At 67.5% G+C, this 23,322-nt stretch carries 24 protein-coding genes; 11 read left to right on the forward strand and 13 right to left on the reverse strand.

Features of this window, described 5'->3' with window-relative positions:
* The first annotated feature begins 251 nt into the window (after positions 1-251).
* Both FPY90_RS14150 and FPY90_RS14155 read left to right on the forward strand, forming a co-directional pair.
* The gene (locus tag FPY90_RS14150) at positions 252-1,295 is read left to right on the forward strand and encodes an NAD(P)-dependent alcohol dehydrogenase (protein ID WP_071213642.1); all 1,044 of its coding nucleotides are present in this window, start codon (positions 252-254) and stop codon (positions 1,293-1,295) included.
* Between the two features lie 107 nt (positions 1,296-1,402).
* Positions 1,403-1,675 carry a hypothetical protein gene (locus FPY90_RS14155; RefSeq protein WP_071213641.1) on the forward strand — a complete coding sequence of 91 codons (273 nt, stop codon included), beginning with the start codon at positions 1,403-1,405 and terminating at the stop codon, positions 1,673-1,675.
* Here FPY90_RS14155 and moeB read toward each other — a convergent pair.
* The 5 genes from moeB to thiO all read right to left on the reverse strand — a co-directional run bounded on the left by moeB (position 1,672) and on the right by thiO (position 6,018).
* Positions 1,672-2,868 carry a molybdopterin-synthase adenylyltransferase MoeB gene (gene moeB / locus FPY90_RS14160; RefSeq protein WP_071213640.1) on the reverse strand — a complete coding sequence of 399 codons (1,197 nt, stop codon included), beginning with the start codon at positions 2,866-2,868 and terminating at the stop codon, positions 1,672-1,674. The two genes, FPY90_RS14155 and moeB, sit on opposite strands and share 4 nt — an antisense overlap.
* Before the next feature lie 142 nt (positions 2,869-3,010).
* Complete coding sequence (locus tag FPY90_RS14165; RefSeq protein ID WP_071213639.1) at positions 3,011-3,670, reverse strand: 4a-hydroxytetrahydrobiopterin dehydratase; 660 nt, start codon at positions 3,668-3,670, stop codon at positions 3,011-3,013.
* A gap of 25 nt (positions 3,671-3,695) precedes the next feature.
* Entirely contained in the window at positions 3,696-4,499 is an 804-nt protein-coding gene (locus FPY90_RS14170) for a thiazole synthase (RefSeq protein ID WP_071213638.1), read from the reverse strand.
* Positions 4,500-4,546: 47 nt separating this feature from the next.
* Positions 4,547-4,786: a sulfur carrier protein ThiS gene (thiS, locus tag FPY90_RS14175; protein WP_071213637.1), complete on the reverse strand. Its 240-nt coding sequence runs from the start codon at positions 4,784-4,786 to the stop codon at positions 4,547-4,549.
* Complete coding sequence (gene thiO / locus FPY90_RS14180; RefSeq protein ID WP_071213847.1) at positions 4,783-6,018, reverse strand: glycine oxidase ThiO; 1,236 nt, start codon at positions 6,016-6,018, stop codon at positions 4,783-4,785. Before thiO ends, thiS begins: the two co-directional genes overlap by 4 nt.
* A 142-nt stretch (positions 6,019-6,160) precedes the next feature.
* Between thiO and thiE the strand changes: the two genes are divergently transcribed.
* Positions 6,161-6,841 (forward strand): thiamine phosphate synthase, encoded by a 681-nt coding sequence (gene thiE / locus FPY90_RS14185; RefSeq protein ID WP_175475395.1) that lies wholly within the window; start codon positions 6,161-6,163, stop codon positions 6,839-6,841.
* 120 nt (positions 6,842-6,961) lie between these two features.
* Complete coding sequence (locus FPY90_RS14190) at positions 6,962-9,349, forward strand: ATP-binding cassette domain-containing protein (RefSeq protein WP_071213636.1); 2,388 nt, start codon at positions 6,962-6,964, stop codon at positions 9,347-9,349.
* 18 nt (positions 9,350-9,367) lie between these two features.
* Here the strand turns inward: FPY90_RS14190 and FPY90_RS14195 are convergent, their stop codons facing one another.
* The 7 genes from FPY90_RS14195 to FPY90_RS14225 all read right to left on the reverse strand — a co-directional run bounded on the left by FPY90_RS14195 (position 9,368) and on the right by FPY90_RS14225 (position 13,226).
* Complete coding sequence (locus FPY90_RS14195) at positions 9,368-9,835, reverse strand: hypothetical protein (protein ID WP_071213635.1); 468 nt, start codon at positions 9,833-9,835, stop codon at positions 9,368-9,370.
* Positions 9,832-10,434 carry a signal peptidase I gene (locus FPY90_RS14200; protein ID WP_071213634.1) on the reverse strand — a complete coding sequence of 201 codons (603 nt, stop codon included), beginning with the start codon at positions 10,432-10,434 and terminating at the stop codon, positions 9,832-9,834. The genes FPY90_RS14195 and FPY90_RS14200 overlap by 4 nt, the downstream gene beginning before the upstream one ends.
* A 35-nt stretch (positions 10,435-10,469) precedes the next feature.
* A complete protein-coding gene (locus FPY90_RS14205) occupies positions 10,470-11,012 on the reverse strand; it encodes a hypothetical protein (RefSeq protein ID WP_498681720.1) in 543 nt (180 codons plus the stop codon).
* A 35-nt stretch (positions 11,013-11,047) separates the two neighbouring features.
* Positions 11,048-11,572, reverse strand: coding sequence for an alternate-type signal peptide domain-containing protein (locus tag FPY90_RS14210; protein ID WP_071213632.1), 525 nt, complete (start codon positions 11,570-11,572; stop codon positions 11,048-11,050).
* A 240-nt stretch (positions 11,573-11,812) separates the two neighbouring features.
* On the reverse strand, positions 11,813-12,046 hold the full coding sequence (locus tag FPY90_RS14215) for a hypothetical protein (RefSeq protein WP_071213631.1): 234 nt from the start codon (positions 12,044-12,046) through the stop codon (positions 11,813-11,815).
* A 144-nt stretch (positions 12,047-12,190) separates the two neighbouring features.
* A complete protein-coding gene (locus tag FPY90_RS14220) occupies positions 12,191-12,643 on the reverse strand; it encodes a MarR family winged helix-turn-helix transcriptional regulator (RefSeq protein WP_071213630.1) in 453 nt (150 codons plus the stop codon).
* Positions 12,644-12,680: 37 nt separating this feature from the next.
* Positions 12,681-13,226: a GNAT family N-acetyltransferase gene (locus FPY90_RS14225; RefSeq protein WP_083411018.1), complete on the reverse strand. Its 546-nt coding sequence runs from the start codon at positions 13,224-13,226 to the stop codon at positions 12,681-12,683.
* A 116-nt stretch (positions 13,227-13,342) separates the two neighbouring features.
* Between FPY90_RS14225 and FPY90_RS14230 the strand changes: the two genes are divergently transcribed.
* The 7 genes from FPY90_RS14230 (at position 13,343) to FPY90_RS14260 (ending at position 21,512) form a co-directional block, all read left to right on the forward strand.
* On the forward strand, positions 13,343-14,566 hold the full coding sequence (locus tag FPY90_RS14230; RefSeq protein WP_286135268.1) for an acylneuraminate cytidylyltransferase: 1,224 nt from the start codon (positions 13,343-13,345) through the stop codon (positions 14,564-14,566).
* A gap of 87 nt (positions 14,567-14,653) precedes the next feature.
* Positions 14,654-15,547 carry an N-acetylneuraminate synthase family protein gene (locus tag FPY90_RS14235; RefSeq protein ID WP_071213628.1) on the forward strand — a complete coding sequence of 298 codons (894 nt, stop codon included), beginning with the start codon at positions 14,654-14,656 and terminating at the stop codon, positions 15,545-15,547.
* A 128-nt stretch (positions 15,548-15,675) separates the two neighbouring features.
* Entirely contained in the window at positions 15,676-16,701 is a 1,026-nt protein-coding gene (locus FPY90_RS14240) for a glycosyltransferase family 2 protein (RefSeq protein ID WP_083411017.1), read from the forward strand.
* Positions 16,698-18,053, forward strand: coding sequence for a polysialyltransferase family glycosyltransferase (locus FPY90_RS14245; protein WP_071213627.1), 1,356 nt, complete (start codon positions 16,698-16,700; stop codon positions 18,051-18,053). Before FPY90_RS14240 ends, FPY90_RS14245 begins: the two co-directional genes overlap by 4 nt.
* The gene (locus tag FPY90_RS14250) at positions 18,040-19,068 is read left to right on the forward strand and encodes a hypothetical protein (RefSeq protein WP_071213626.1); all 1,029 of its coding nucleotides are present in this window, start codon (positions 18,040-18,042) and stop codon (positions 19,066-19,068) included. Before FPY90_RS14245 ends, FPY90_RS14250 begins: the two co-directional genes overlap by 14 nt.
* On the forward strand, positions 19,065-20,297 hold the full coding sequence (locus FPY90_RS14255) for a DUF6716 putative glycosyltransferase (protein WP_071213625.1): 1,233 nt from the start codon (positions 19,065-19,067) through the stop codon (positions 20,295-20,297). The genes FPY90_RS14250 and FPY90_RS14255 overlap by 4 nt, the downstream gene beginning before the upstream one ends.
* A gap of 129 nt (positions 20,298-20,426) precedes the next feature.
* The gene (locus FPY90_RS14260; RefSeq protein ID WP_071213624.1) at positions 20,427-21,512 is read left to right on the forward strand and encodes an inositol-3-phosphate synthase; all 1,086 of its coding nucleotides are present in this window, start codon (positions 20,427-20,429) and stop codon (positions 21,510-21,512) included.
* 122 nt (positions 21,513-21,634) lie between these two features.
* On the opposite strand, the gene FPY90_RS14265 is transcribed toward FPY90_RS14260, so the two are convergent.
* Positions 21,635-23,320, reverse strand: a complete 1,686-nt coding sequence (locus FPY90_RS14265) for a formate--tetrahydrofolate ligase (RefSeq protein WP_071213623.1) — start codon at positions 23,318-23,320, stop codon at positions 21,635-21,637.
* Between the last annotated feature and the right edge of the window lie 2 nt (positions 23,321-23,322).

Raw genomic sequence — 23,322 nt, forward strand, 5'->3', positions numbered from 1 at the left:
CCCCCGCGCCGTTGTTCCGGACGGCCCCGACGACAGCATCACGGGAGCATCCGGGGATGCCCCGCCGATAGGTGTACCAACAGGGCCTCCCTCGGCCGTCCCCGTGGTGGTTTGATTGACTGGGACGTTTCGACGCACCACGCGGTGCCCACATGGGACCGTGCCGCCATCGCCGTCACGCGGCAGGTACGCACGGGCCCGCACCGGATCCGTCCCGCAGTGAAAAACTTCCTATCGCACTACGGAGAACCATGCTTCAAGTCAACGCCTACGCCGCACCGTCCGCGACGGAAGACCTCGTCCCCACCCGCATCGACCGCCGCGAGGTCGGGGAGCACGATGTGCTGATCGGTGTCAAGTACTCCGGGATCTGCCACTCGGACATCCATACCGTGCGCGGGGAATGGGGCCCGCAGCAGTACCCGCTGGTTCCGGGCCACGAGATCGCCGGGATCGTCACCGAGGTCGGAGCCGCGGTCACCCGGCACGCCGTGGGCGACCGTGTGGGTGTTGGCTGCATGGTCAACTCCTGCCGCGAGTGCGTCCACTGCCGCGCCGGCGAGGAGCAGTACTGCCTGTTGGGCAACACCGGCACCTATGGTGCCACGGACGTCGACGGCACCATCACCCAGGGCGGCTACGCCACGGCCGTGGTGGTGAACGAGGACTTCGTGGTGAACATCCCCGCGGCCCTCGAGCTCGACGTCGCCGCTCCACTGCTGTGCGCCGGCATCACCACCTACTCGCCGTTGCGCCACTGGGGCGCGGGCCCGGGCAAGAAGGTCGCGGTCATCGGGCTCGGCGGGCTCGGGCACATGGCGGTGAAGATCGCCCACGCCATGGGAGCCGAGGTCACCGTGCTGTCGCGGACGCTCAAGAAGCAGGAAGACGGCGTGAAGCTCGGTGCCCAGAACTACTTCGCCACGGAAAACCCCGAAACCTTCGAGGTGCTCGCCGGATCCTTCGACCTGATCATCAACACCGTCAGCGCAGGCATCGACATCAGTGCCTTCCTGCAGCTGCTGAGTCTCGACGGCACCCTGGTCAACGTCGGTGCCCCGGCCGAGCCGCTGCCGGTCAACGTGTTTTCGCTGATCACCGGCCGGCGTTCGTTTGCCGGCTCCATGATCGGCGGCATTCGCGAGACCCAGGAGATGCTGGACTTCTGCGCCGAGCACCGGATCGCCGCCGAGGTGGAGGTCATCGCGGCCCAGGACATCAACAAGGCCTACGAGCGGGTGCTCGCCTCGGATGTGCACTACCGCTTCGTGATCGACACGGCCACCCTGGCCTAAACCGCGCCGCGCGCGGATAGCCGACCTTCCCCACGCTCCCTTGGTGCCACCCGCAGCGCGGCACCAGGGGGCCAGTGGGTGCGCCACGTCCATGGCATGATGGCGACATGGAACCGGACCCGCACGACAAGACCCGCGCCGAGCTGCACATACTTGAAGCCATGGTGCAGGCCTTCGAGCGGCGCGAAGAAGTGTTCTCCGCCATCGAAATAGCCCAAACCCAGGACGAGGCCCGCACCGCGGTGGCCAAGCTGCTGAGCATGGACGAGCTCCAGGCACGCGCCGTGCTTGATATGCAGGCCAGGCGGTGGACGCAGGGCGAACAGCGCATTATCACCGACCACATTACGATGCTGCGATCCGAGGTTGAACCAACCTAGGTCCGCACCCGGCTTTCCGCCCTCAGCCAGGCATCGATCCCGCCATCCAGGTGGGCCACATCGGTGTAGCCGGCCGCGACCAGGGCTTTGAGCGCCTGTCCCGAACGCACGCCTGACTTGCAGTGCACCACCAGCGGTACGCCGCGCGGAATCAGCTCCAGCGCGGTCCCGTCCTTGATGCCGGCCAGCGGAACCAACACGGCTCCTTCGATGCGCGCAATCTCGAACTCGACCGGCTCGCGCACATCGAGCAGCACGAAGTCCTCCTCCCCCGCTTCCCGTCTGCCCAGCCGTTCGGCCAGGCCGTCAACGGAGACCAGGGCATCGTCCGCGACAGCTTCTTCTTCACTTGCGCCGAGCCCGCAGAACATCTCGTAGTCGACCAGTTCGGTGATCGGCTCCGCCTCCGGGTCCTTGGCGATGCCCAGCTCGCGCCAGCGCGAAGAAAGCGCGTCAAAAACCAGAAGCCTGCCCAGCAATGTTTCACCGACCCCGGTGATCAGCTTGACGGCCTCGGTGACCATCATCGCCCCGATCGAGGCGCATAGCATCCCGAAGACCCCGCCCTCGGCGCAAGACGGAACCGTGCCCGCGGCCGGCGGCTCCGGGTAAAGGTCGCGGTAGTTCGGCCCGTGCTTGGCCCAAAAGACGCTCACCTGTCCGTCGAAGCGCAGGATCGAACCCCACACATAGGGTTTGCCCATCAGCGCCGCGGCGTCGTTGACAAGGTAGCGCGTGGCGAAGTTGTCCGCACCGTCCAGGATCATGTCATAGCCGGCGAAGATCTCCAGGGCGTTGGTGGAATCCAGGCGCACCGGATGCAGAACCACCTCCACACCCGGGTTGAGCTCGGCAATCGAGTCGCGGGCCGAGTCCAGCTTGGTGCGGCCGATATCGGCCACCCCGTGGATCACCTGCCGCTGGAGGTTGCTCAGTTCCACCGTGTCGTCGTCGATGATGCCCAGCGTTCCCACGCCGGCGGCCGCCAGATACAGCAATGCGGGCGATCCCAAGCCGCCGGCACCGATGACCAGCACCTTGGAGTTGCGCAACCGGCGCTGTCCCTCCAGCCCGATCTGGGGCATGAGGGCGTGGCGGGAGTAGCGTTCAAGCTCCTCGCTGGAAAGCGCCGGTCCCGGTTCCACCAACGGCGGCAACGGAAGAATGCTGTTTTTGACAAGAGCTTGTGTCAATGGGACCTACCTTGCTCGACATTGTTAACGATGTGAAATGATTTTTCATTTGGGCACGGAAAAGTATCGACCATCGTTGCCAATGACCAATTTGGCGAGCATCAATGGATATCCAGCTTGGCCCGAAACGGCTATGCAGCCATCATTCGACCTCGCGGCCCTCTTCCGTGCAGATGCAGAAGCGGTTTCCCTGGGCATCGGTGGCCACCACGAACCTGGGTGCCGCCCCGGTCTCGAGGCTCGCCCCGGTGGCTTCCAGTCCGTCGAGGATCGACGCGCTTTCGCTGAAGGGCACGGTGATGTCCAGGTGCAAGCGGTTGGCGTTGGGCGTGGTGGTTTTCTGGAACCAGAGGCCCGGCCCGCGCCCGAAGGGATCGGTGATGCTGCCGTCTTCCTGCCGCTTGTAGCCCAGGGCCAGGCGCCAGGACTCCGAAATGGCATCCACGTCGTCGGTGTCGATGGCGATTTCCACGGTGTGCAGGAGCTCGGGCTTCGCGTCGGCCCCCGCGCTGGTCGCCTCGGCGGAAATCGACCGGGCCAGCGCAGCGTCGCGTGCGGTCACCTTGCTGCCGGCGTCGTGCGAGGTCAGCGTGATGAACAACGTGTTGTAGCGCCAGTCGATGTCCGGGTGGTGGTTGGCTTCCTGCGCCAGGGCCCCGATGGTGGCGAACAATGCCAGCGCCGAGGCCGAGGACTCGCACTTCAGCGCGGTGCGCAGCGCGCCTTGGCCGTAGCGCCACTGCGGCAGCGCGGTGAGGTTGGCATGGACTTGTTCCGTGGTCAGAACGTCTTTTGCGGGCATGATGTGCTCCTTCGAGTTCCGGTTCTTACAGATCCGGGCGTCCCTCCATGGCGGAGGATGCCAAGGCGTGGGTGCGCCTCGGGATGCGCCCTGCTTGTGCCGCCAGTCTTCCACCAATGACCGCATGTCTAAAGGCCTGTGCCATGGCTACCGGGTCCTGGGCGCGGGTCACCGCCGAGGCAAGCAGCACCGCGTCGCACCCCAGCTCCATGGCCAGTGCGGCATCGGAGGCCGTGCCGATCCCGGCGTCCAGGATGACCGGCACCGAGGCCCGCGAGACGATCAATTCGATGTTGTGCGGGTTCAGGATCCCCAGCCCGGTGCCGATCGGGGCTCCCAGCGGCATCACGGCCGCGGCCCCGAGCTGCTCGAGGCGCAGCGCGAGCACCGGGTCGTCGTTGGTGTAGGCGAAGACCTTGAAGCCGCGTGCCACAAGGGCCTCGGTGGCCTCGACGAGTTCCACTGCGTCGGGCAGCAGCGTGTGCTCGTCGGCGATCACCTCGAGCTTGACCCAGTCGGTTTCCAGGGCTTCGCGCCCCAGCTCGGCGGTCATCAGCGCCTCGCGGGCGGTGAAGCAGCCGGCGGTGTTGGGCAGCACGCGGATGTTGTTTTCAATCAGCAGGTCAAAGAGGTTGGTTCCTCCGGTGGAGCCGGCGGCCGGTGCGCTGTAGCGGCGCATGGCGACGGTGGTCAGCTCGGTGCCGGAGGCCACGAGTGCGGCACCCAGCCCGTCCAGGCTCGGTGCCCCTCCGGTGCCCATGATGAGCCGGGAGCCCAGGGGGATGCCGTCGATGACCAGCGGGTCGGTTTGCGTGAGTGTTTGGGTCATGGTGCTTCGATTCCTTCTCAAACGTCGGGGTCAAATACGGGGGTGTTTCAGCCGCCCTGGACGGCGGTGACGATCTCGATGTCGTCATTGAGTTCGAGTGCCGTGGCCGACCACTGGCTGCGCGGGACGATCCCGGAGTTGCGGGCGACCGCAACGCCGAGCCGGCCGCCGTCAGCGGGCTTGCCGGTGGGAAGCAGCTCGCGGCCGGTGACCGTCGCGACCAGCTGGGACAGCGTGGTGCCGGCGGCCAGCGGGTGGGTGGCGCCGTTGAGTTGGATGGTGCTCATGGAATCTCCTGGGGTTGCAGTGCGGGCGAGAAGCGGTCGGGGCGGAAGCGGTCCCAGGCGGGATCGCGCACCCCTGCCAGCAATTGGGTGGTGATGAGGGCGGCTATGGGGGTCAGCAGCACGCCGTGCCGGAAGAACCCGGTGGCGATGACCAGCCCGGGCACCTCTGTTCCGTCGCTTGCCGCGACGCGGCCCAACAGCGGCGCGTTGTCCGGGGTTCCGGGGCGGGCGCGGGCGGTGGTTTCGATGAGTTCGAGTTCCGCGACAGCGGGCAGCAGCACCTGGGCGTCGCGCAGCAGCTGGTGCACCGATCCGGCATTGACGCCGGCCGAGCCGTCCTCGCGGGAGCTGGCGCCGATGACCACGGTGCCGTCGTTGCGCGGAACCACATAGACCGGCAACCCGCGGACCATCCCGCGCAGCGTGGCGGTGCACAGCGGTTGCAGGTGCGCGGGGACGCGCAGCCGCAGGATGTCCCCGTGCACCGGGCGCAGCTGCAGAACCAGCCCCTCGGGCAGGCCGCCGAGGCCCGCGGCACCCATTCCGTTGGCGACGACGACCTCACGGGCGCGGACAACCCGCCCGTCATCCAGCAGCACCCCGCAGGTCCGGGACCGGGTGTCGAACGGGTCCTCGTGCAGCAGGGCGGTGGCCCGGGCACGCACCACGGTGTGGTCCTGGCCCTCCGCCCCGGCGGCGACCAGCCGGGCCTCGATGGCGGCGGCCACGGCCCGGGGGTCGACCTGGTGGTCATGGGCGATCAGGTGGGCGGCGCCAAGGTTCGGGGAGAGCAGCGGTTCGCGTTTCCGGGCCTCGCGGATGGTCAGCGGCGCCACGTCGAGCCCCTGGCGAGTTTGGGCCTCGCGCAGGTCGGCAAGCGCCGTGCGGTCCGCGGCATCCGCGCCCAGGGCCAGCGTGGGCGTGGAGCGGAACCCGGTCTCCGGGTACCCGTCTTCGGCCAGTGCCTGGATGAAGCCGGGCCAGAGCGCCGCGGAGGCCAGGGTCAGCGGGAGCAGGTTTTCTTCCTGGTAGTGCAGCTCGCTGACCGGCGCCAGCATGCCCGCCGCGGCGAAGGTCGCCCCGGTTCCGGGGGCCGGGTCGATGAGCGTGACACTATGCCCGGCACGCTGGGCTTGAAGGGCGATGCCCAGGCCGATGATTCCACCGCCGATGACGGCCACGTCGGTGGACAAGTCGTGTGCATTTAGGGGGTCGGGCACGGTGCACGACATCGAGGTCTCCTTCCCTACGCCGGTATGAGCCGGATCAGGTTCCACGCCCCCGGAGTTCGGGCGGCGTCTGTCGGTCGGCGCAATCGGCGCCCTCTCAGCCAGCTTTCCTGGCTCCCGCGGTACAGAAGCTAGTGTAGGGGATATGAGCCACATCACCGCCACAGATGACACCGCAGCCGTCTTGACCGCTCCGGGCATCGCCTCCGCCCGCCTGTATTTGTGCACCGATGCGCGCACGGAACGCGGGGATTTCGCCGATTTCCTGCGCGCAGCCTATGCCGGCGGGGTGGACGTCATCCAGCTGCGCGACAAGGCCCTGGACGCCGCGCAAGAGCTGGAATTGCTCGGCGTGCTGCGCGAGGTGGCCGAGCAGTCCGGCAAGCTGTGGTCGGTGAACGACCGCGCGGACTTGGCTCTGCTCTCCGGTGCACCGGTGTTCCACGTGGGGCAGAAGGACCTGCCGCTGCGCGCCGCCAGGTCCCTGGTGGGCCCTTCGGCCATCGTTGGGCTCTCGAGCCACGATGCCGCGCAGATCACCGCGGCGGCCGCCGATGCGAACACCGACTACTTCTGCGTCGGCCCGTTGTGGGCCACCCCGACCAAGCCCGGGCGCGCCGCGGTCGGCCTGGAAATGGTCGAGCACGCCGCGTCCCTGGGCACGGCCAAGCCGTGGTTCGCCATCGGCGGGATCGACCTCCCCAACGTGGAGCAGGTCGTTGCCGCCGGTGCCTCGCGCATCGTGGTGGTGCGCGCGATCACCGATGCCGACGATCCGACCGAGGCGGCCCGGGCATTGCTTTCCAGGTTGCCGGAACTCGGCTGAGCGGCTGCAGGCAGGATTCGGTACGGTGCAGCAGTTTTCAAGAAGCCCAAGCCGGCACCGGGGCGATAGTGTAGGCACGGGAGTTCCGCCGACGCGGAATCGGCACTAAGGGGAAAAGCGATGACCAGCGAGATGACCGCCAACAAGCCAGCAGCGGTGCACGCCGCGGACAGCCACGAGGTGATCCGCGTGCGCGGGGCACGGGTGAACAACCTCAAGGACATCAGCGTCGAGATCCCCAAGCGCCGCCTCACGGTGTTCACCGGGGTCTCCGGCTCCGGGAAGTCCTCGCTGGTCTTCGGCACCATCGCCGCCGAGTCCCAGCGCATGATCAACGAGACCTACTCCGCGTTCGTGCAGGGCTTCATGCCCACCCTGGCCCGCCCCGAGGTCGACACCCTCGAGGGGCTGACCACCGCGATCCTGGTGGACCAGGAACGCCTGGGCGCCAACCCGCGCTCCACGGTCGGCACCGTCACCGACGCCAACGCGATGCTGCGCATCGTCTTTTCCCGACTGGCGCAACCGCACATCGGTTCCCCGCAGGCCTACTCCTTCAACGTCCCCTCGGTCTCCGGGGCCGGCGCGGTCACCGTCGAAAAGGGCGGGAAGAAGATCAAGGAACGGCGTTCCTTCTCCATCACCGGCGGCATGTGCCCCGAGTGCGAGGGCCGCGGCCAGGTCAACGGCTTCAACCTCGCCGCACTCTTCGACGAGACCAAGTCTCTGGCCGAGGGCGCCCTGACCGTCCCGGGATACTCCATGGACGGCTGGTACGGGCGCATCTTCTCCGGTTCCGGGTTCTTCGACATGGACAAGAAGCTGGCCAAGTACACCAAGGACGAGCTGCACGACCTGCTGTACAAGGAGCCGACCAAGATCAAGGTCGAGGGCATCAACCTCACCTACGAGGGCGTGATCCCGAAACTGCAGAAGTCGCACTTGGCCAAGGACCTCGAGGCCATGCAGCCGCACATCCGCGCCTTCGTGGAACGCGCCGTGACCTTCACCGCCTGCCCCGCCTGCGGCGGCACGCGCCTGGCCGAGCACGCCCGCAACTCGAAGATCGAGGGCAAGTCCATCGCGGACGCCTGCGCCATGCAGATCAGCGACCTGGCCGGGTGGGTGCGCGGGCTCAACGAACCCTCGGTGGCCCCGCTGCTGGAGGCGCTCGGCGACACCCTGGATTCCTTCGTGGACATCGGGCTGGGCTACCTCTCCCTGGAACGTCCCTCGGGCACGCTCTCGGGCGGCGAGGCGCAGCGCACCAAGATGATCCGCCACCTGGGCTCCTCGCTGACCGATGTCACCTACGTCTTTGACGAGCCGACCATCGGGCTGCACCCGCACGACATCGACAAGATGAACGAGCTGCTTCTGGCCCTGCGCGACAAGGGCAACACGGTGCTGGTCGTCGAGCACAAGCCCGAGGCCATCGCCATCGCCGACCACGTGGTGGACCTGGGCCCGAAGGCCGGGTCCGCCGGCGGACAGCTGATGTACGAGGGCACCGTGGCCGGCCTGCGCGATTCGGACACCATCACCGGGCGCCACCTCGATGACCGCGCGACGCTGAAGGAAACGGTCCGCACCTGGTCCGAAGCGCTCGAGGTCCGCGGGGCCAACACCAACAACCTCAAGAACGTGGACGTGGATATCCCGCTGGGCGTGCTCACGGTGCTGACCGGGGTCGCCGGGTCGGGCAAAAGCTCGCTGATCCGCGGCTCGGTGTCCGGCCGCGAGGGAGTCATCACGGTGGACCAGGGCGCGATCAAGGGCTCGCGGCGGTCCAACCCGGCCACCTACACCGGGTTGCTGGAGCCGATCCGCAAGGCCTTCGCGAAGGCCAACGGCGTGAAGCCGGCGCTGTTCAGCGCGAACTCCGAGGGCGCCTGCCCCACCTGCAACGGCGCCGGGGTCATCTACACCGACCTGGGCATGATGGCCGGGGTCTCGAGCACCTGCGAGGAGTGCGAGGGCAAGCGCTTCGATTCGATGGTGCTGGAGTACCACCTGGGCGGCAAGGACATCTCCGAGGTGCTGGCGATGTCGGCGTCACAGGCGCAGGAGTTCTTCGCGCAAGGAGAGGCAAAGCTACCGGCCGCGCACAAGATCATCACCCGGCTGGTCGAGGTGGGCCTGGGCTACCTGAGCCTGGGGCAGCCACTTACCACGCTCTCCGGCGGCGAGCGCCAGCGCCTGAAGCTGGCCACGCACATGGGCGAGAAGGGCGGGACCTACGTCCTGGACGAGCCGACCACGGGCCTGCACCTGGCCGACGTCCAGCAGCTGCTGGGCCTGCTGGACCGCTTGGTCGAAGCGGGCAAGTCGGTCATCGTGATCGAGCACCACCAGGCGGTCATGGCCCACGCGGACTGGATCATCGACCTGGGCCCGGGGGCCGGCCACGACGGCGGCAGCATCGTCTTTGAGGGAACCCCGGCGGATTTGGTGGCGGATCGCTCCACGCTGACCGGAAAGCACCTGGCCGCCTACATCGGCGCGTAGCCCGGTGCTGGCGGCCGGCTACTTGGCCGGCGTGCACTCGACCCTTGCACCCTGTGCCGCAGGGGTCAATACGGCGTCGATGTGCGCCGCGGGGCCCTCAAGCCTGGACGCGCTGGGCGTGATGCTCACGGCAAACACATCCCGGGCCGAAAGCGAGGTGCGTGGCAGGCGCAGCGTGGCGGTGGTTGCCGAGGTGGTCTCGACCACGGCCACCGCGTTGCGGACCGCTTTCACCGAATACCCGGAGGCATCCACCGCGGCCCAGGTAAGGGTCAGGTCCGAATGGGAGCTGCCGTCCGTGCGGGAGCAGGACACCGTCGCGGCAACGACACCCTGCGGTGCCCAGGCGCCGGCCGTGACGTCGGTGGAGACGGTGCCCCCCAGCGACCACAACGCCTGGGCACCGGTGGCACCAAGCCCCAGGACCACCGCCGCCGCAAAGGCGATGGCCGCCGGGCGCAGGCCCGGCACGCGCCCGGCCCTCATGCCGGAACCTTGTCTGGGCCGCGGGATGCGGCGTTGTTTGTTGCCGCGCGCCGGCGGGCACGCAGACCGAGGATCATGGTGAGCACCCCGTACCCGATGAGTCCCGCCGCGGCAATCCGGCCGGCCGCGCCGCGGTCCTGGGTGCCCAGCCAATTGGCCGCGAACCCGGCATAGGGGACGGCATAGGACAGCTTTCCGCGGACCTGCACCTCGGTGACGGGCAACTCGTCGGCGACGTCGTTGTTGTCTCCCTTGGTCACCAGCGTCCGGTGGCCGTCCTGGTCGGCGGCGATGGCCTCGATGCGGTGGGTGATGACATCCGGGCGCCCGGATTCCACCTGGTAGGTCACCACGTCGCCCACCTTCAGGGATTCATGGGGTGCGGGCTTGACGACCAGCAGGGTCCCGGGACCGTAGTTCGGCTTCATGGAGCTGGTCAGCACGGAGTAGGTCTGGGATCCGGTCAGCAGCGGAACCACGACGAGCACCAGCGCGGCCAGGGCCGCGGCCACCAGCAGCACGAAGCTGGCCGCGGTTCCCGCCCGGCGCAGGGGCGTGGAAGCGGAAGAAGATCGGGGTGACGAAGGATGCCGGGTCATGGCGGGGAACCTCATTGAATTCGTGGCCGGGTGGATCAGGGGTCTTGGGTGGAACCCAGGACAAAGGTGATTTTCGCGCCCGCTCCCCCGAGCGTTGCGGGCGCGTTGCCGGCCAGCGTGGTGCGCAGGCACAGCACGGCACTTTTGCCCTGGGCCAGCTTCAGCTGGCTTGGTGCGGCGGCCACCGAGCAATCGGTGCCCTGGGCGCGGTAGATCTCGGTGCCGAGGTAGGCCGCCAGGGCCCCGGAAGCCCTGGGGCTCCCGACCTCCACCGTGGCCGCCAGCAACCCGCTGCCCGCGTCTGACGTGTTGGTCAGCGTCAGGGCCGTGGTGCGGGAAGTTCCGGGCAGCAGGCCGGTGGCTCCGGGGAGCGACACTTCCTGCCCGGAGACGGACAGCTGTTGCGCCGCGGCGTCCGCCGCCTTGATGGACAGGGAGAACCGGGCGGTGGTGACGGTCTGGGCTTTCGAAGCGGTCGCCGCATTCCAGGCGGCCAGCGTGCCCTGCACTGCGCCAAGGCCCAGGATGGCGGCGATGGCCAGAAGCGCCCCGGCTTTCAGTACGGTTCTTGTCCCCATTGCGGTGCCCCGTCGTTCCGGATCTGCCTCGTTGCCTAGGGAGTGGGGCTCGTCGGGGCCTTCTGCTCCAGCTTGAAGCCGATCTTGCCCAGGTCGTTGGTGGCCTCGGCGCCCGTGGTGCCGGTGGTCGATGCCGGGAACGTCACGAGCACCGAGGCGGTGTAGACGCCGCTGGATGCCGGGAGCAGTTCAGCGGGAACGGTGGCACCGTGTCCATCGGTGAGGACCGGGTTCGCCACGCTCAGGTAGGAGGCCGTGGAACCGAGCTTGTCGGAAACGGTGAGGGAGGCACGCATTTGGTCACCCGTGAGCTTCACGGTGACGGGCTGGGAGAAGCGCAGCTCGTCTCCCGGGACCACCTTGTAGGTGGCAGGGTCGATTGCCTGGCCGGAAGCGTTGCTCCAAGTCCCCTGGCCCGCTGTCAGCTGCAGGTCGCCGGTGACGATCTTCCCGGCGTTGGCTTCAACCGTGGTGTTCCAGACGGCGAGTGTTCCGCCTCCGCCAAGCAGCAGGGCCACGCCGAGGCCGGTTGCGAGTGCGCCTTTGGTCATCTTGTTCATGGTGCAATCCTCGAAGAGTCCTGCGCCGGCCCCAGCGGCCGGTGCAGGATCAACTCTCCGGGTTGAACTGCAAGGAAGGGAGCATCTTTTTTGCAAACTTGCGCCAAGCTTTCCGCAGGCGGCTCAAGGGCCTTCGGGCCACTCTTGAGGTTTTGCCGCCGGTGCAGCGCAGGCTCAACAAAGCATGCACAAAGTTGCGTTTCCCCTGCGTCGAGCTGTGGGTTGCGCGAAATCCGCGGATCAGCGGTTGGCGGTTGCGATGACCTCGTCGGGTGCCTGGGTTCCGGCAGCTTCGTGCGCGGCAAGTACCTTCCGGGCGCGCTCGCGCTTCAGCTTTTCCTTCGGGTCGCGGTGCGGGGGAAGCTCGGCAGGGCCGAAGAAGAAGAACCCCACGAACTGCAGGCGCCACAGGGCGCGGTAGACGAGGCTCAGCCCGGTGGTGTCCTTGACGATGGGCAGTCTCTTGTCGCTCATGGTGTTCGGTCTCTTTCTGTGGGGATCCGCGCTGCTGCTGCGTGGCGGATTCTCCGCGGACGCGCGGCTGTCACCTTCAATTGTATTCGAACGATTGGTGCACCAACTAATTGGCCAGGCGCTCCTCCCGACCGAACGAGCGACCTAGTGCTGGGACCTCGTGGCGGCAGCAATGAGCTTCTTCATGGTTCCGTGCAGCGCATTGAGCTCCTCGGCGTCAACGTCCAGGCGCCGCATCATTTCCTTGGGGATCTCGAGGGCCACCTCGCGCGCGGCCCTGCCCTTCTCGGTCAGGACGACCTGCAGGATCCGCTCGTCGGTGGCGCTCCGGCTGCGTTGCACATAGCCCAGCGCCTCGATCCGCTTGACCAGCGGCGAGAGCGTTCCCGGGTCCAGGTGAAGCAGCGCGCTCAGTTCCTTGATCGACAGCGGCTCGTGTTCCCACAGGGTCAGCATGACCAGGTACTGCGGGTGGGTCAGGCCCAACGGTTCAAGGACCGGCCGGTAGGCCGCAATCACGCTGCGCGAGGCCAGCGACAGGGCGAAACAGACCTGGTTCTCCAAGGCCAGCGGGTCTGCCAGCACTTTGTCGCTCACGTTGTTCCTTGCTGTCGACGATACTTGGGCCCTTCCATCATAGATACAGTGCGGGATCCCGGTCCCCAGCGGCCCAGTCCCCGGCGGAAAGCGCGAAACGTCGGTACACGCCGGGAACGCCCAGGTAGTCCTCCGTGCACCCCGTGCCGGTGGACCTGAAGCCGAGTCCGCGCAATATGCGCAGCGAACCAGCATTCGCTTCCAGTGCCTCGGCCCAGATTTCATCCAGGCCCAACCGGACAAAACCGTGCTCCAGGGCCGCGGCGGCGGCCCTGCGCCCCAGTCCCCTGCACCACAGCCGGCGTTCACCGATCAAGAACCCCAGTTCGCGACGCCGCGGCTCGATGCCGTGCAGGTCCACGTAGCCGACCAGGCCTCCGGAAAACTCGACTCCGAGCCGCACCAGGTCGGCCGGGGGATCGAGCACGATGCCGCGCTGGAATTCCAGGTGGGCCCGCGGCTCCAGGTCCGTCGACCATCCCGCGGCGCGGCAAAACTCCGGGTCCGCTGCCCATTGCGCCATGGTGGCGGCATCGGAAAGCACCAAGCCACGCAGCGATATTCGGTCCTCGCATCCACCCATGGAGCCACTCTACGTCCATGCCCCAACAGCCCCGCACCCATTGGTCTTGCAGTTGTCGCCTGCCGTTAACCTGAATGCGGCCAACTGGTTGATTCGCGCCGATAGCGTCTTTGGTTGTGAGCACGAACAGTGAAGCAAAAACCCTGGTCATCATCCCGGCACGTGGAGGATCGAAAGGGATCAAGCTAAAAAACCTGCGCAGGATCGGCGGCCAAACCTTGTTGGCACGGGCCATTGAATCCGCGTTTGCCACGCCGTCAGTTCTCGACGTCGTGGTCAGCACGGACCACCCGGAGATCAAGGCCGAGGCCCTGGCCCACGGTGCGACAGTCATCGACCGCCCGGCAGATATCGCCGGTGATACCGCAAGCAGCGAATCGGTGTTGTTGCACGCCCTGGGCACCCTGGACGTACTCCCCCAAATCACCGTCTTCATCCAATGCACCTCGCCGGTCATCGACCCGGCGGACCTGCAGGGGGCCATCACCACGGTCGCCAGCGGAGCGGCGGACGTGAGCTTCGCGGTGGTCCCGGACCACGGGTTCCACTGGAGCTGCGACGAGACCGGTGTTGCCCATGCCAGCGGCCACGACGCCGCCCGGCGTCCGCGCCGGCAGGACCGCGAGCCGCGCTTCCGCGAAACCGGGGCGTTCTACGTCATGGACACCGCCGGGTTCCTGGAGGCGGAGCATCGCTTCTTCGGGTCCCTGGCCCTGGCCCGGGTTCCCGAGGAGCACGGCATCGACATCGACACCGAGGCGGACCTGGAGTTGGCCCGCTGGCGGCTGTCAGGCAACACGCCCGCCGCAGGGATCGACGTGGACGCACTGGTCACCGACTTCGACGGCGTCCACACCGAAGACACCGCCTACCTCAGCCAGGACGGCACCGAAGCGGTGCGCGTCTCCCGTTCCGACGGCATGGGCATCTCCCTGCTGAAGAAGGCCGGAATCCACCTGCTGATCCTTTCCACCGAAACCAACCCCGTGGTCACCGCCCGGGCCGCCAAGCTTGGCGTGGACGTCGCCCAATCCGTGACGGACAAGGCCACCGTGCTGAACCAATGGATCGCCGAGCGCGGCCTGGACCCGGCACGCGTCGCCTACCTGGGCAACGACGTGAACGACCTGGACGCCATGAGCCAGGTCGGCTGGCCGCTGACCGTGGCCGACGCCCGCGATTCGGTCCACGCCGCGGCCCGGCACCGGCTTTCCACCAACGGCGGCCACGGCGCGGTCCGCGAGGCGGCCGACCTCATCCTGGCCGGCATCACCACCCCAAGCACCGTGGCGGCCTCCGCCCCGGCATCCGGGCCCCTGGAACCATCCCTGGCCCACTAGGCCCCACAGTTTTCCACCAATCCTCACCGAGACCTTCACCCATTCAATCCCCGAACGGTCCGGCAAACGATGAAAGGCAAGTCCCCCATGACTATCACCACCACCGAAACCGCACCCGTCGCCATCGGCGAGCAGATCCTGGGAACCGGCCAGCAGGTCTACGTCATTGGCGAGATCGGCATCAACCACAACGGCGACATGGAGATCGCCAAGCAGCTCATCGACGTCTCCGCCAAGGCCGGCGCCAACGCCGTGAAGTTCCAGAAGCGCACCCCGGACATCTCCACGCCGATGGACATGCGCGACAAGATCCGCTCCACCCCGTGGGGCGACATGACCTACCTGGACTACCGCTACCGCGTCGAGTTCGATGCCGCCCAGTACAAGGAACTGATCCGCTACGCCGCCGCACAGGGCCTGCACGCCTTCGCCTCCCCGTGGGACGTGCCCTCGGTCGAATTCATGGAAGAGCAGGGCGCCGTGACCCACAAGGTCGCCTCCGCCTCGGTCACCGACCTCGAGCTGCTCAAGGCCCTGGCCGAGACCGGCAAGCCGATCATCCTCTCCACCGGCATGTCCACGATCGAGCAGATCGACAAGGCCGTGGAAACCCTCGGCACCGACAAGCTGGTCATGATGCACGCAACCTCCACCTACCCGCTGCCTCCCGAAGAGGCCAACCTGCGCATGATCACCACGCTGCAGGAGCGCTACCAGGTGCCGGTCGGCTACTCGGGCCACGAGCGCGGCCTGCAGATCTCGCTGGCTGCCGTCGCCCTGGGCGCCGTCACCGTCGAGCGCCACATCACCCTTGACCGCACCATGTGGGGCTCCGACCAGGCCTCCTCGCTGGAGCCGAAGGGCTTCGAGGCACTGATCCGCGACATCCGCATCCTCGAGCAGGCCATGGGCGACGGCGTCAAGAAGGTCTTCCCGGGCGAGCTGGCACCGCTGTCCCGCCTGCGCCGCGTCGACGCCTGATCCTCAGCCTTTCCGCATAGCATCAGGACCGTTGGGGTGTCCGCCTTCCGGCGGGCACCCCAACGGCATTGGGCGGCCAAGCGCCGCCGACCGGCTTTCCCAGACTTAAGGACCATCCCGAGATCCCCATGCCTTCCACCACCGAGATTCCCCCCGCCGTGTCCCGCATCCCCGGGCGCATCAGCGTCATCATCCCCGCGATGAACCAGCAGGATTTCATTGGCGACACCCTGGCGTCCCTGGCCCGTCAACAACTGAAGGGACGGGACCTGGAAGTCCTGGTGGTCGATGACGCCTCCACCGATGCCACCGCGGCGATCGCCGCGGAGTTCGGCGCACGTGTCCCGGGCCTGAAGATCATCACCCACGCGGCCAACCGCGGGGTGTCCGCCGCCCGCAACACCGGGCTGGAAAACGCCAGCGGCGAATTCGTGGTGTTCCTGGATCCCGACGACTGGTTTGCCCCCAGACACCTGGCGCAGCTGGCCGAAGGGCTTGAGGAACTGGACGTGGACTACGTGCGCTGCGACCACGTGCGGGTGACCGGCGGGAACCGGACCCTGTACCGGGCGCCGCAGGCGAACCGAAACGTCGTGTTGGACCCGGCCGAGGACATCTCGCCCATCCACACCGCGACCATGATCGACTACCCGCTGGTCTGGGCGGGCATGTACCGCGCCGAGGTGCTGAGCTCCGCCGCGCCGCGCTTCAACGAGGAGCTGCGCACCTGTGAGGACCGGCCCTGGCTCTGGGAGCTTGCCCTGAAGGCGAAAAGCTACGCGGTGCTCAACGCCCACGGGATCTTCTACCGGCGCGGGCTGCCCGGCTCGCTCACCCAGGTCTTCGACGACCGCCAGCTGGACTTCCTTGACGCCTTCGCCGGGATCCTGGACATGGTGCTGGGCGACCCGGCGCACGAGGCCCACGGGCCCAAGGCGTTGCGCCAGTTCCTCGCCATTTCCTGCCACCACCTGGGCCGCTCTGCCCAGTTCCCTCCCGCCCTGCGCCAGTCCCTGCGCGAGGGCATTGCGCAGCGGCTCGCAGCCATACCCGCGCCGCTGCTGGATGACGGGTTGGCCCAAATCGACGCCAAGCGCCGCAAGACATTGACCGGCCTGCTGGCCTCCGCCGCGGCCAAGGGGAAAAGCAAATGATCCAACTTGTCCAGGCTTCCGCCTACTTCCAGGTCGTCTCGCTGGCAGCGATGGTCGATGCGGGCCTGCTCCCGGACGCCGACCGCCGCGTCCTGGTGCTGGCCAACGGCAGCCAGATGCCCGAAATCACCACCCCGCTGCGGGAGAACCCGGGGTTCGATGCCCTGGCCGCGCGCTTCGACGACGTGGTGGACCTCGGCGAGCTGCTGTGGCCGCGCCGCCCCGGGCAATTCAACCCCCGGAACGAGGAGCTTCCGCTCTTCGAGAAGCTGTTGCGCCACCGCTGGGACCTCGGCGAGGAGCAGGTTTCCCTGGTGCTCGAATCCATCCAGGTGAACCCGGCCCAGGCAATGGCCCGGATCTTCTTCGACGCCCCGATCTCGGTGCACTCGGACGGACTGATGTCCTACGGCCCCACCCGCAACAAGCAGTCGATGCAGATGCTCCAGCGCCTGCGCGAGACCATCCACATCGACCTGGTCCCGGGCCTGGAGCCCATGCTGCTGCTCGAGGCCCCGGTGCAACGCAAGGTCCTGGGCCTCGAGTCGCTGGCCGCCGTCTTTGCCGAACTGGCAGCGGGCCTGGATCCCGCCGAGCTGGATCTGCCCCCCGGCGCCGCCCTGGTGGTGGGCCAGTACCTGGGTTCGCTGGGCATCCTCGACGCGGCCGCGGAACTCGAGCTGCACCACGGCATGCTGCTGGCCGCCCGCGAGGCCGGGGCGTCGGAAGTGGTTTTCAAGCCGCACCCGAGCTCGGGGCCCACGGCCGCGCTGCAGCTGCGGGCCCGCGCCGAATCCCTGGGCCTGAGGTTCCGGATCCTTCAGACCGACCTGCTGGCCGAAACCGTCATCACGCTCATGAAGCCGCTGGTGGTCATCTCCTGCTTCTCCACGGCACTGATGAGCGCCAAGTACATGCTCGGCACCCCCGTCATCGCCGTGGGCACCGGGGAGCTGCTGCAGGAACTGAGCCCCTACCAGAATTCCAACCGCATCCCCGTCTCGATCGTCGATGCCCTGCTCGTCCAGAAGCTCCGAACGCCCGCCGAAGCGGGGCCGAACGACGAGCTCACGCCCCTGTTGCGCGCGGTCGCCTACTGCATGCAATACGAGAACCTGCCCGGGCTGCGCGAGGAGGCTGCGGCGTTCCTGGAGGCGAACTATTCGCGTTTCGGCGCCCACTTCAAGCGCCGCCGGCTGGCCGCACTGGATCTTCCCCCGCACTGGGCGCACCCGCGGCGGCGCCGCCACTGGGGCCGCCGGCTGCAGCGCCGCGCGCTGCGCGTCGGGACCCGCTCGCTGCAGCGCCTGGCACGCACGCTGCAGGAGGGAGCCTCCCGTGCCTCACGTTGAGTACCGGGCGGATTCCGCCGTGGCCCGGCCCCGCTTCGGCCACGCCGAGGTCTGGGTCGAATCCCCGCTGCAGCTGCTCTCCGCCATCGAGGCGCACGGGGCCGGGCTGCTGGGCACTTCCAGCCGCATCCACCCGCGCGGGGGCACCACGACGCTGGATGCCACGCTGTCCACGCTGATCGCCCAAGCCCCGGCGGGCGTGGAGTTCGCGCCCTCCACGCAGGTGCCCCCGGCCCCGGGATCGGCCGGCGCGCGGCGCTGGGTGACCGGGGACGCGTACTCGGGCCGGGTCCAGCGCGCCCTGCTGGGCCACATCGCGGTGCAGGAAATCGTGGTCATCGACGACGGGCTGGCCACGCTCGGGCTGATCCGGGCGCTGGTGGCGAGCGAACCGACGGCGCTGGTGCGCCCGCGCTCCAATCCCAACCCTGCGCGCCGCGCGCTGGGGGTTGCCAGCTGGTACCGGCTGCGCGCCCTGGCGCGGGCCGGCCGGCTGCTGGTCTTCACCGCCCTGCCGGTGGATCCGGAGGTGGCGCGCAGGTTCCGCGACCTGGGCGGACACCTGGAATCGCACCGCTTCGAGTGGCTGAACACCCAGCCGGTGGCCGAGCGGATCGCCGAACCCACCGTGGTGGTCGGCTCCGCGATGGCCGCCGACGGGCTGATCCACCCGGACCCGTACTTCCGCTGGCTGCATTCGCTGACCTTGGACGGGCCGGTCGCCTATTTCCCCCATCGCCGCGAGTCCCCGGAATTCCTCGAGCTGCTGGCCGCGCACCAGAAGATCGCGGTGCGCGAGCACACCATCCCCATCGAGATGCGGCTGCGCGCCCTGCGCCGCGGCCAGGTGGTCCGTGCCCTGCCCTCCACCGCACTGCCCTCGTTGCGGCTGTTGCTGGGCGGATCGGGCGTGCGGATCATCGGCAAGCAGGTTCCCGGAGCCTGGTGGAAGCCCGCCGCCACGGAAGAACTTCGTTCCCACCTATCCTCGTCCCTGGAGCTGCTGCCCACATGAACACACCCGCTTCCAGGCCCAGCATCGTTGCGGTGGCCGACTCGGATTCCTACCTCAAGCTCGCCTGCACCACGCTGGATGCACTGGGGCCGGACTGGGACCGCCGCGTGGTGCTGGTGCGCACCCCCATCGCCCCCACGCCCGAGCAGGTCGCCGCGGCCACGGCGGGCACCTGCTTCCAGGACGTGCATATCCCGGTGCTGCCGCGCGCCGCCCTGGACTACCGCTCGCTGGATGCGCACATCATCTTTGCCGCGGCCACCGGACCGGTGGTCAGCGAGCTCTTCACCAAGCTCCTGCGCTCGAGGGCCACCACGGTGCGTCCCTCCGCACTGATCTCGGCGTTGCCCGGCGTCGCCTACCCGGCAACCACCAAGGGCTGGGCCTACCGGCGCAGCGGAGATGCGTTCATCGTGCATTCCCATGCCGAGGCCCGCGAATTCCTGCAGCTGGCCGAGGCGGAAACCGGACACCGCCCCGACGTGCTGGTCTCCAAGCTGCCGTTCCTGAAGACCGCGGGGTTCCCGCAGCCGGCGCCAATCCCCATCGACACCGTGGTGTTCGCGGCCCAGGCCAAGGTCCCGGTGCAGCGGGCCGAGCGCGAGGAGATCCTGTTGGCCCTGGAACAGGTGGCCAGGCTGAACCCGGCGGTGCGGGTCGTGGCCAAGCTCCGTGCCCGGGCCGGCGAACCCCAGACCCACCTCGAGGCCCACCCCTACGACAGCCTGTGGGAGGAGCTGGTCGCCGCGGGGAAGGTCGGGAACGGGCATGTGGAGTTCGTGACCGGTCCCATGGAGAACTCGCTGGCTCCCGGGTCGGCATTGCTGACGGTCTCTTCCACCGCGGCCCTGGAGGCGGTGGACCGCGGGCTGCCGGTGTTGGTGCTGACCGACTTCGGGCTCAATGATGCGATGCTCAACTCGGTTTTCCGTGGTTCGGGCCTGCTCGGAACCCTAGATGACGCGGCTTCGTTGCACTTTTCTTTCCCGAATCGTGCGTGGTTGCGCGAGAACTACTTCCACCGTCGCGGCCCGGAGTTCGCCTCGGCCCTGGCGCATTACGCGCAGCGCGCCGCGAACCAGACATTGACCACGTCAGATGCGCAATTGGCAATGGTGAAGGAGGTCGCTTTCCGGCAGCGGGTCCGCACCACCTTGCCGCGTCCGGCGCTGGCAGTGCTGTTGCGGATCCGGCGTTGGTGGCTGAGCGAACGGGGTTCCCGGACCTGATCGGGGGCCCGCCCGCACCCTCGCGGCACCCGTTGGGGAATAACCGGCACGGCTTCTCACTTAGCATTGAAAGTGTGCCGGGCGGCGGGTCTTCCCCTGCCTGGAAGTTTTTGATTTTGAGGAGACAAGTTGTCGGAAAATCCGATTCGGGTTGCAATCGTAGGCGTGGGCAACTGCGCCACGTCGTTGGTCCAGGGTGTCCAGTACTACCGTGACGCGGACCCGCAGGCCACCGTTCCCGGACTGATGCACGTCCAGTTCGGCAAGTACCACGTCAACGACGTGCAGTTCGTTGCGGCCTTCGATGTGGATGAGAAGAAGGTCGGACTGGATTTGGCCGACGCCATCCTTGCTTCCGAGAACAACACCATCAAGATCGCCGATGTTGCCACCACGGGCATCACCGTGCAGCGCGGCCACACCCTTGACGGCCTGGGCAAGTACTACCGCGAGACCATCACCGAATCCTCCGCCGATCCGGTGGACATGGTTGCGGCACTGAAGGACGCCAAGGTCGACGTGCTGGTTTGCTACCTGCCTGTCGGTTCCGACGCGGCGGCCAAGTTCTACGCCCAGGCATGCATCGACGCCGGCGTGGGCTTCGTCAACGCCCTGCCGGTGTTCATTGCCGGAACCAAGGATTGGGCCGACAAGTTCACCGCTGCGGGTGTCCCGATCGTGGGCGACGACATCAAGTCCCAGATCGGCGCCACCATCACCCACCGCGTGATGGCCAAGCTGTTCGAGGACCGCGGCGTGGTCCTGGACCGCACCTACCAGCTGAACGTCGGCGGCAACATGGACTTCAAGAACATGCTTGAGCGCGACCGCCTGGAATCCAAGAAGATCTCCAAGACCCAGGCCGTCACCTCCAACACCTCGGCCAAGCTGGAAGCGGACGACGTGCACATCGGCCCGTCCGACTACGTCGCCTGGCTCGATGACCGCAAGTGGGCGTTCGTGCGCCTTGAGGGCCGCAACTTCGGCGACGCCCCGGTGTCCCTGGAGTACAAGCTCGAGGTGTGGGATTCCCCGAACTCCGCCGGCGTCATCATCGATGCCGTGCGCGCCGCCAAGATCGCCCTTGACCGCGGCATCGGCGGACCGATCCTCTCGGCGTCGTCCTACTTCATGAAGTCCCCGCCGGAGCAGTTCAACGACGACATCGCCAAGGAAAAGGTCGAGGCCTTCATCCGCGGCGACATCGAACGCTAAGCACTTCGCGCCCCGCATCCCGGGGGCCACATGCCGAAGCCGCCACCTCTGTGGTGGCTTCGGCATTTAAGCTTGCTCTTGCGGGTTTCAGGGCACCTCGCCGTTGCTGCGCTGCAGGTGCCCTATGACAGGCCCACTGCGTTTCCGTTTTCGTCGACATCCATGTGCATGGCGGCCGGGATCTTGGGAAGGCCAGGCATGGTCATGATCGCCCCGGTGATCGCCACGATGAAACCGGCACCGGTCTTGGGGATGAGGTCCCGGACTTGCAGCGTGAACCCCTCGGGGGCCCCCAGGAGCGTGGGGTCGTCGGAGAACGAGTATTGGGTCTTGGCCATGCACACCGGAAGGTTGTCCCAACCGTTGGCATGGATTTGCTCAAGCATCCGCTTGGCCCCGGCCGAGTACTCGACACCGTCTCCTCCGTAGATCTCGCGGACCACGGTCAGGATCTTGTCTTCGACAGGCTGATCCAATTCGTAGAGCGGGGCGAAGTTGCTCGGTGCTTCAATGGCCCGCAGGACCGCGGCGGCCAATTCCTCGGCCCCGGCACCGCCTTGGCCCCAGACATCGGCCACGGCGCATTCGATGCCGTTTGCGGCGGCCCAGTCGGTGACAACCGCGAGTTCGCCGTCGGTGTCGGCGGTGAACTTGTTCAGGCCGATGACCGGTTGGATCCCGAATTTCTTGATGTTCGAGGCATGCCGGGCGAGGTTTGCCATGCCCAGGCGCACGGCCTCGGCGTTTTCCTCCTTGAGACCGTCCCTTGCCACTCCCCCGTGCATCTTCAGTGCCCGGATGGTGGCGACCAAGACGACGGCGTCGGGGTTGCAGCCCGCATAGCGGGCCTTGATGTCCATGAACTTCTCGGCACCGAGGTCCGCGCCGAAGCCGGCCTCGGTCACCACCACGTCGGCCAGCGAGCGGGCGGTGTTGGTGGCTATGGCCGAGTTGCAGCCGTGGGCGATGTTGGCGAACGGGCCTCCGTGGATGAAGGCGGGCGTGCCGGCCATGGTCTGGACAAGGTTGGGTTTGATCGCTTCCTTGAGCAGCATGGCCATGGCGCCGGCGGCGCCCAAGTCATCGACCGTGACCGGGGTCTTGCCGTAGGTGTACCCGATGGTCATGCGGCCGAGCCGGGCGCGCAGGTCCTCGAGGCCGTTGGCCAGACAGAAGACCGCCATGACCTCCGAGGCCACGGTGATCTCGAAACCCGTTTCCCGCGGGACGCCTTCGGTCGGGCCGCCAAGGCCGATGACGATGTTGCGCAACGCGCGGTCGTTCATGTCCAGGACGCGCTTGAACGTGATGCGGCGAGGATCAATGCCCAGTGCATTGCCTTGGTGCAGGTGGTTGTCGATCAGCGCCATCAACAGGTTGTTCGCGCTGGTGATCGCGTGGAAGTCCCCGGTGAAATGCATGTTGATTTCATCCATGGGCAGGACCTGCGAATATCCTCCGCCTGTGGCTCCGCCCTTCATACCGAAGATCGGTCCCAGGGACGGTTCGCGCAGGGCAATCATGGTCTTGGTCCCGGTGGCGGCCAGTGCATCCCCCAGGCCCACCACCATGGTGGACTTCCCTTCACCGGCAGGGGTTGGGGAAATGCCGCTGACCAAGACCACTTTTCCTGGCTTCACGCCGCGTGCCGTCAAGAGTGCCGGGTCAACCTTGGCCTTGTACCGGCCGTAGGCCTCGAGGGCGTCCTCCGGGATACCCGCCGTCGCTGCGATTTCGGAAATGGGCTTGAGCACGGCCCGTGAGGCAATCGCTAGATCACTCATGTCGGTTTCAGGCGTCGCTGTCATCG

It is taken from the genome of Arthrobacter sp. C2, from assembly GCA_024207135.1.
GTDB lineage: Bacteria > Actinomycetota > Actinomycetes > Actinomycetales > Micrococcaceae > Paeniglutamicibacter.